Source organism: Candidatus Angelobacter sp., assembly GCA_035607015.1.
Classification (GTDB): domain Bacteria; phylum Verrucomicrobiota; class Verrucomicrobiia; order Limisphaerales; family AV2; genus AV2.
On the sequence record DATNDF010000422.1, the window covers coordinates 1 to 8,023 of the forward strand.

The 8,023-nt window shown below is 57.1% G+C and carries 9 protein-coding genes; 4 read left to right on the forward strand and 5 right to left on the reverse strand.

The window, feature by feature from the left end; translation table 11 throughout:
* The 3 genes from VN887_16935 to VN887_16945 form a co-directional block, all read left to right on the forward strand.
* On the forward strand, positions 1 to 313 hold a 313-nt coding region (locus VN887_16935), incomplete at its 5' end, for a PAS domain-containing protein (GenBank protein ID HXT41695.1).
* Positions 310 to 1,524 (forward strand): ATP-binding protein, encoded by a 1,215-nt coding sequence (locus VN887_16940; GenBank protein ID HXT41696.1) that lies wholly within the window; start codon positions 310 to 312, stop codon positions 1,522 to 1,524. The genes VN887_16935 and VN887_16940, both read left to right, overlap by 4 nt.
* On the forward strand, positions 1,521 to 2,000 hold the full coding sequence (locus VN887_16945) for a response regulator (GenBank protein ID HXT41697.1): 480 nt from the start codon (positions 1,521 to 1,523) through the stop codon (positions 1,998 to 2,000). Before VN887_16940 ends, VN887_16945 begins: the two co-directional genes overlap by 4 nt.
* 52 nt (positions 2,001 to 2,052) lie before the next feature.
* Here the strand turns inward: VN887_16945 and VN887_16950 are convergent, their stop codons facing one another.
* From VN887_16950 to VN887_16970, 5 genes are all read right to left on the reverse strand, one after another.
* On the reverse strand, positions 2,053 to 4,755 hold the full coding sequence (locus VN887_16950) for a serine hydrolase (GenBank protein HXT41698.1): 2,703 nt from the start codon (positions 4,753 to 4,755) through the stop codon (positions 2,053 to 2,055).
* Positions 4,752 to 5,234 carry an RNA polymerase sigma factor gene (locus VN887_16955; GenBank protein HXT41699.1) on the reverse strand — a complete coding sequence of 161 codons (483 nt, stop codon included), beginning with the start codon at positions 5,232 to 5,234 and terminating at the stop codon, positions 4,752 to 4,754. The genes VN887_16950 and VN887_16955 overlap by 4 nt, the downstream gene beginning before the upstream one ends.
* A gap of 377 nt (positions 5,235 to 5,611) precedes the next feature.
* Positions 5,612 to 6,043 carry a GFA family protein gene (locus VN887_16960; GenBank protein HXT41700.1) on the reverse strand — a complete coding sequence of 144 codons (432 nt, stop codon included), beginning with the start codon at positions 6,041 to 6,043 and terminating at the stop codon, positions 5,612 to 5,614.
* A 126-nt stretch (positions 6,044 to 6,169) separates the two neighbouring features.
* The gene (locus VN887_16965; protein ID HXT41701.1) at positions 6,170 to 6,604 is read right to left on the reverse strand and encodes an SRPBCC family protein; all 435 of its coding nucleotides are present in this window, start codon (positions 6,602 to 6,604) and stop codon (positions 6,170 to 6,172) included.
* Positions 6,605 to 6,608: 4 nt separating this feature from the next.
* Entirely contained in the window at positions 6,609 to 6,932 is a 324-nt protein-coding gene (locus VN887_16970; protein ID HXT41702.1) for a helix-turn-helix domain-containing protein, read from the reverse strand.
* Positions 6,933 to 7,201: 269 nt separating this feature from the next.
* Between VN887_16970 and VN887_16975 the strand changes: the two genes are divergently transcribed.
* Positions 7,202 to 8,023: hypothetical protein (locus tag VN887_16975; GenBank protein ID HXT41703.1), on the forward strand; the 822-nt coding region annotated here is incomplete at its 3' end.

The following is an 8,023-nucleotide window of genomic DNA, read 5'->3' on the forward strand; positions in this document are numbered from 1 at the left end:
CACCGAGAAGGTGACCAGGATCATCAAGCTGATTCCCGGCGACGTAGGCCGGCCCGTCACCGACCTCGCCTCGGACCTGCTCTACCCCGAGCTGGCCGACGACGCGCGCGAGGTGTTGCGGTCGCTGGTGTCGTTGGACAAACCGGTCGCCACGCGCGATGGTCGCTGGTACGCGATGCGCCTGATGCCCTACCGGACGATGGATGATCGCATTGACGGCGTGGTGATCACCTTCATGGACATCACCACCGCAAAGAAACTTGAAGCCGAGTTGCGCGCCAGCGACGCGAGCGGAAAGGAAACCCGGATATGAAATCCAAACTCGCCAGCGACCCTGCCGCGTTGCGCCGAGCGGCCGAAGCGCGATTGAGGGAAAAACCCGCAACCCGGCAGCCGCAGACCGGGGCGGATTTGCGGCGGCTCCAGCACGAACTTGAAGTTCACCAGATCGAGCTGGAGATGCAGAACGAGGAACTCCAGGCGGCCCGCGCTGAAATTGCCAGCGCCCTGGAACGCTACACCGATCTTTTCGATTTTGCGCTGGTGGGCTACTTCGATCTGGCCGCCGACCAGACCATTCAGTTGGCGAATCTTACCGGCGCAAAGCTCTTCGGGCTGGAGCGCGGCAGCCTGACCGGCCGGCGCTTCGAGTTGTTCGTCGCTAAAACAGACCGGCCGGTCTTCGGTTCTCTCTTCAAGAAGATCTTTGCCACCGGAGCCAAACAGACTTGTGAACTCGCGCTGGTGAAAGAAGACCGGTCGGCCCTGACCGTCCGGCTTGAAGCCACGCGCGCTCCGAACGGCAGGGAATGTCGCGTTGTGCTGATGGATATAACCGACCGCAAGCTGTTGGACGAACAGCTCCGCCAGGCGCAAAAGATGGAAGCGATCGGACACCTCGCCGGAGGCGTGGCGCACGACTTCAATAATATCCTGGCGGTGATAATCATGGAAACCGAACTGTCCGGGATGGTCGCGGATATGCCGGAAGCCGTCCGCAAACGCTTGCAACAAATCCGGGCGAGCGCCGACCGCGCCGTCAACCTCACCCGGCAGTTGCTTATGTTCAGCCGCCGACAGGTGATGAGATCCAACATTCTGGATTTGAACGAAGTCATCGCCCAATTTGCCACGATGCTTCAGCGCATCATCGGCGAGGACGTGCGGTTGATACTGCACCTGAATCCCACGCCGCTCATGGCCCGTGCCGACATCGGGATGCTGGATCAGGTGTTGATGAACCTCGCCGTGAACGCCCGTGATGCGATGCCCAAGGGCGGACAACTGCTCATTGCCACGACAGAAAAAATCGTGGACGAGAATGCCGCGCGTCTGAATCCGGACGCCGCGCCGGGCCGCTATGTTTGTTTGAGCGTCAGCGACACGGGAAGCGGGATCGCGCCCGAGGCGTTGCCCCGGATTTTCGAACCTTTTTCACGACCAAAGGCCCGGGCAAGGGCACGGGCCTGGGACTGGCAACGGTCTTCGGCATTGTCAAACAACACCACGGTTGGATCGAGGTGAACAACCAACCGGGCCATGGTGTGAACTTTCAAGTGTTCCTCCCCACCAGCAACGCGACAGACCCGCAATTGGTTCAAACTCCGGGGCCATCGCACCCGTTGGGCGGCACGGAAACCATCTTGCTGGTCGAGGACGAGCCGGCGGTACGCAGGCTGACTCGCGCCGTATTGGAGACGGCTGGCTACCATGTTTTGGAGGCACCTGACGGCGCGGCGGCGCAACACATTTGGAAGGAACATCACGATTCGATCGATTTGTTGCTGACCGATATGGTGATGCCCGGTGGCATCAGCGGGCGCGAGCTGGCCGTAAGTTTGCAGACACACGCACCCGGGCTCCGGGTCATTTTCACCAGCGGTTACAGTGCGGACATCGCCGGGCGTGAACTTTCCCTGGAAGAGGGGAAGAATTTCCTCCAAAAACCATCCTCGCCCCGACAACTGCTGGAAGTCGTTCGTCGATGCTTGGACGCCTGACCTGCATCGCCCAATCAAACTCCGTCCCACCGCTGCTTGAAGTAAAAAACAATTACTTCCCAAAATACTGATTGATCAGTTTTCCCGCTGCCTCGTCACAGCCTGCGAATGCCTCATCCATCCCAACGTTGGATGCGACAATCACGGCGCAGTTTTTTTCCGGGGCCATCCAGACGACGACGTAAAACATCGTGTTTGAGCCATTGTGCATCAGAGCTCGCCCATTGGCCCATTGACGGTTCAACACCATCCAGCCAAGGGCGTAATCATCGTTGCCAGCGGCAACGGTGTGCAGCTTTTTGAAAGATTCCGTTTTGAGCAATTTGCTTTCGCCGCGTTCTCCGGCCATGTGAAACGCCGCATATTTCGCCAGATCGCCCAGCGAGCAATGCACCGCGCCCGCCGGACTGATCGCCAGTGGATTGTCCGCACCTGGGCCGGGAGGAACCGGTTCGCGGCCGGAAAGCACTTTTTTGTGACCCCAGGGCTGGTCAACCTTGCCAACCGAGGCGGGCGCGCCGAATCCGGCTGTGGTCATGAAGAGCGGTTGAAATAACATCGAGCGCAGCAAATCTTCCCACGTTTTGCCGGTGGCTTTCTCCAGCATCACACCCGCGATGGTGTAGCCCTGATTGGAATAAATATATTTCGTCCCGGGGTTCGCTTCTGGTTCGCGCGCCAAAATTCCTTTGATGAAAGCCAGGCGTTGCTCCGCTGCCTTGCCGGTTGCGGCCCACGCGTCGCTCCATAAATCGGCGGGAACATTACCCGGAGCGCCGCTGCGTTGGGACAAAAGCTGTTCCAAAGTGACGCCCAGGTAGTCGGGATGGATCTCACCTTTGAATTCGGGAAAGACTTCTCCAATCGTCGTCGTCCAGGAGATTTTCCCCTGCTCGACCAGCATCGCCGCGACCGTGGCCGTCATTGATTTCGTGACCGAGCCAAGGTGGAACCTGTCGTCCGCCGTGACTTTTTCCGTCCCGCCACTTTTGCGGAAGCCAACCGCGTTGGTCATAACAATTTTCCCATCCACGACCACGGCGGCGGCCAGCGCGGGAAGATTGTGTTTCACGCGAATGGTTTCGAGCATTTGCGAAACGGGATTGGTAGATTCAATCGCCAGAGCTTTCGGATCACTCACGCGAACAAGCACAATCGCGCCAAACGAGATCAGCACAATTCCAATGAGGGTTATTTTCGTCATAATGGTTTTCTTGGATGATTTGGTTCGCAACAGCGGCAGATATTTTCGGATCGGATGGTTCGTCGGGGCAAATTTTTCAACCGCCGCTTTTACGTCGGAATGTCGTTCCAGGGGAGTCCAGTGCATGCGCGTCTTTTCGCCTGATTCTCTGATCAGCCAGAGATTTTGAATGTTCAGAAACCTAAATGGCCGGACTTCTTTTATTTCATCCCAGAGAATCAGGTTCATCCCTTTATGCAAATGAATCCCCAGCGTGCTGATCCCCACGGCCCGCTTGACGGTTTTCTGGATGAGCCAGGTATAGAGCAACCCGCCCAGGAATGAGAGCACGCCCCAAAGCAGATGTTGCCAACTGAACAGGTGCAGGATGAATGATTTGAGATTTTTGATCGTCGCGTAATTTTTGAAATCCGCGAGATGCATGAACGATGGCTGGAAATAAATTCCGGAAATTTTGTCGTCCGCGTCCAGCGCCAGGCTCATCGTCATCTCGCCACGCTGGTAATGCAGTCGGAACGCAGTCCACCCGCGGTAGCCGTCGCCGGTTGGCCCGTCGAATTTTTCAATCTTGCCGTAACGTTTGGCGATGTCGGTGTAAAAAACGGCTGATTCTTTCGGCGGAAGGAACTTGCTCATCTCCGGGTTGTAGAGCTTTTGCACGGCGGCGTAATCGCCGGCGTTGAACAGTTCAACCACCGTTAACGCGACAACCGAGTAGCGATTGGTTTCTCCGGTGAAAACGGCCTGCCCGACCGTCGCCGGAGTCGGGCGCTTGATGTTCCCATCTTTGCTCTCCAACGTCATGCCGAGCATCAAAAAGAACCAGATGCCAACAATCCCGGGCACGCCGAAAATGGCGATCTGCCAGAAGGCGACCTTGAATTCCACAGGTTTAACTTTGTCGGCGGCCGCCATCGAGAGAACGATCGGGCGCAGATTAGCGACATGCGTTTCATCCAGCGGTTCGCCCGTTTCGGCCGAATGGATCAGCGATTCCAGTTGTGCTTCGACGGGAAGAAGTTGTTTGGACACGGCCCGTTGATTGAGCCGGTAGATGAAAACGTTGAGGACCAGTTCGACCAGTGTAAAGCCGACCTTGAAAACAAGATTGCCCAAAGGCATTCCCCAAACGAAAACGAGCGCGCCAACCGTGAGCGGAAGCAAATACCACCACCCAACCGACCGCAACAATTGCGACTGAGTGCGAACGGAGTGCAGCTCCGCGCGCAGCGATTCTACGACCGGAGCATCGGGTTTCGCCGCCGGCGTGGTGCGACGGGCGTGAAGGATTTTCCAGGCGATGAATATCGAACCGGCAACGGTGATCAAAGCGCCGAGACGCGCGATTGGCGCGCGGTTGATGAAAAAGTAAATCCCAAAAACAACACCGGCGATAACGCACGCCACGAGTTCACGCACGTCACGCGCCAGCAAGGTGCGGCGAAGCTGGGTCGTTTGTTTCTGCATGGCAGACATCACCTGCCCCGGGGATAGAGCCGGCGCTCTCAGCGGTTGCTGTTGCCAAAGTTTCTTTAGTTCGTTGTCGTTCATTTCGGCGCTTCCTCCGTCATCAGACCGGAAAGCTTTTTCTTTGCGCGGTGCAACATGACGCCGACGTTATTGGCATTGATGCCCGTGGCTTCGGCAATTTGTTCGTAGGTGAGATCCTCCAGGAAAAGGGTGACGAGCGCCTTTTCGATCGGGTTCAGTTTGTAGATTGCGGTGTAAAGGTCCGCGATGCGGTCGTCAGTGTTTCCTTCCGTTGTCTGCTGCGATTCAATCGTGCGCGTGAGATCGGCGTGCTCAAAATGAATGACGCGGTCGGAGCGTGAGGCCCGCTTGCGGACGAACGAAAGGGCGGTGTTGATGGCCACGCGGTAGAGCCATGTGTTGGCGAATTGTCTTTCTTTCAGGCCCGGCAGGCTGCGCCAGATTTGGAACAGGATTTCCTGAAACAAATCGTCCTGGTCAGCCGAGTTCCATGCATAAACGCGGCAGACCCTGAGAATTCTGTTCCGATTCTCGTTCACCAGTTCCAAGAACTTATGTTCGTTTGGCTGCTGCGGATTCAATTCCTGAGCCTTTAACTGGTTAGTCGCAACGGGAAGAAGAATTATTACGCCGTGGAAGGATTTTGGCCGGGCGTCAGTTCGTCGGAGCAAAGTTGCCACGCATCAACCAGTGCCCCGGCTCGCCTGAAATTCGCCGACCGCCAGGAACGGGATTTGCGGTCGAGCATCATCAAATGATTTTCCGCAGCGCCGTTGGGCGGGAAGTCTTCATAGATTGCCTGTCGTCCAGAATCGCAAGCTCCGTAGGAGCGACATATCCCTATGCCGCTTCTGACGGAGCTAAGTCGAAAACGACGATCGCTCAAACTACAAAGACTCCGACCCTGACGGGGTGGCTAATCTCCAGACGGAGGATACTTTTCGAACTTTGGCAGCGCAGGATTCATTTGATCCCACTGATGCGCGTCTGAAGTCCACACATCCATTTGCGAGTTGAACCAGCCCGGATTATCCAGGCTCGCCGTTCGAATCGCGACAAATTGCGGGACGGCGTCGGGCTTGCCATAAATCGGCGAGCCGCATTCAGGGCAAAAGCCACGACGCGTCATGCCGCCCGCCTCACTGGGCGAGGCATGGAAGCGCGGCGCGCCTCTCAGGAGCTTGAATGCTTCTGTCGGCACGACGACGAAAGAGGAGAACGGACCGCCGCTGGATCGCTGGCAATCTCGACAGTGACAGTGAAGCATCATAATCGGTTCTGCCGTGGATTCGTAGCGAACCGCGCCGCACGCGCATCCGCCGGAAAAGGGTGTAGTTATTGTGGCCATATATTATTTATTTTTACTCTGTAACGGCGCTCTGTGAGCGCCGATTTTTTCGAGTTTTACCGCACCGGCGGTCATAGACCGCCGCTACAAAGAATTTTGAAACCGCTTCCAGAAACTCCACCGTGATCAACGAGCGAAGACGTTTAGTCCCTTGCCGGTTTCAAGATAGGATTTCATGCTCGAAAGCACGCGCGGCCAGCCCCAGGAAACTTTGCCAGCCATGGTCGAACCGGCCTTGAAATTCCCGTGGGTCACCGTCAGGCACACCATGTCTTTAATTGCCTCGATTTCAAAAGTGACGCGCGATTTGTCGACGAGATCGTCCGGGTCGGCCCAGGACAGGACGAGGCGTTTGGGTGGGACGCATTCCAAGACTTTACCCGTGATCCAAACCTCATTCTCCTTAGTGGTGTGTTCCCATTTTGAGCCTTTCTTCCAATCTGAGACGTTCGCCAAACTCGCCCAATATTGACGGGTGAATTCGGGTTTGGTGATGGCCGCCCACAATTTATTCGGCGTGGTGCGGATGAATGTCGTGTAAACCTGATTCGGCTTTTTCATATCGTTAGCTTTTCTTGTTTTTGTTTTCTTCGAGACCCTTTTTTAAATCGCTCAACGCCTGAAGGCGATGGCGTTCGTATTTGCCAATCCAGCGTTCGGAGATCTCGTGCAACGGCACCGGATTGAGGTAATGCAGCTTCTCGCGCCCGCGCCAGACGACGGCGACCAGATTCGCCGCCTCCAGCAACAGGAGATGCTTGGTGACCGCCTGCCGCGTCATGTCGAGGTGTTCGCACAACTCGCCCAGCGTCTGTCCGTTGCTCTTGTGCAACTGATCGAGCAACTTTCGCCGGCTTTCGTCCGCCAATGCTTTGAACACTGCATCCATCTCGGGTGAGAATATGCAACCAAATGGTTGCATGTCAAGTAATGCTTTCAGCCGCTGCCACGCTCAGCGCCGTCCGAGAATCTCGACGGGACCGTCCGGAGCGCGGCTGTGGCGAAGCCCGGACGCAGCACGTCGAAAATTGCCTCGCGCCCGACAATTCCGCGATGCCAGTCCTTACGAACCCGCTGCGACCGGCCCTGGGCGCACCGTCGCGCTCCGTTTCCGATTCACACTGACGAACCGCTTCCGATATGGCATCCTTTCCCTCAATGCCACAATCCCTTTCCGCCGTTTGCACTCATCGGGTGTGCTTCACCAAAGACTGGCGATCAACGAACGCGCTCGGTCGAGTCAGTTGGCTCCGGCTCGTCATGGTGCTCGTTGCGGCTTTTGTTGCAACATTTATCCAGTCGCCACATGGGGGGGCAGCCAGTGCTTTGCCGAATCCAACCGGCCTGCCGGCACAGGCAACATTGCCAGATCCACTGGTCATGCTGGATGGCCGGAAGGTCACCACTCGTGAAATGTGGTTCAAGGAACGGCGGCCGGAGCTCCTCCGTTTGTTTCAGCACTACATGTACGGCCGGCTCCCGGAGAAGCCGGTATCTGTCGCGGGCAAGGTGGAGCGCGTGGACGCGACAGCCTTTGGCGGCAAGGCGACGTTGAGCGAGGTGACGATTCGATTCGGCCCGCCTGGAGTTCCGCCCATCAACTTGATGCTCGTCGTTCCCAACCAGCGCGCTGCGCCGGCGCCGGTGGTGCTTGCGATGAATTACTTCGGCAATCATACGCTCGTTCGCGATCCCAAGGTTCGACTGGCGGACAACTGGATGCCCGAGCGCGGCGTGGGTGTGGTGAACAACCGGTCCACCGAGGCCAGCCGCGGTTCCTGGGCCGAGATCTGGCGGATCGAGGACGTGATCGATCGCGGTTATGCGCTGGCGACGTTTTACAACGGCGACATTGATCCCGACACTCCCGACCAGCGAGGTCTCCAAAAGTTTTTCCCGGCAGCGAATCCGGCGGATGAATGCGGGACTGTCGGGGCCTGGGCGTGGGGTTTGCAGCGGGCGGTGGATTATCTTGTGAAG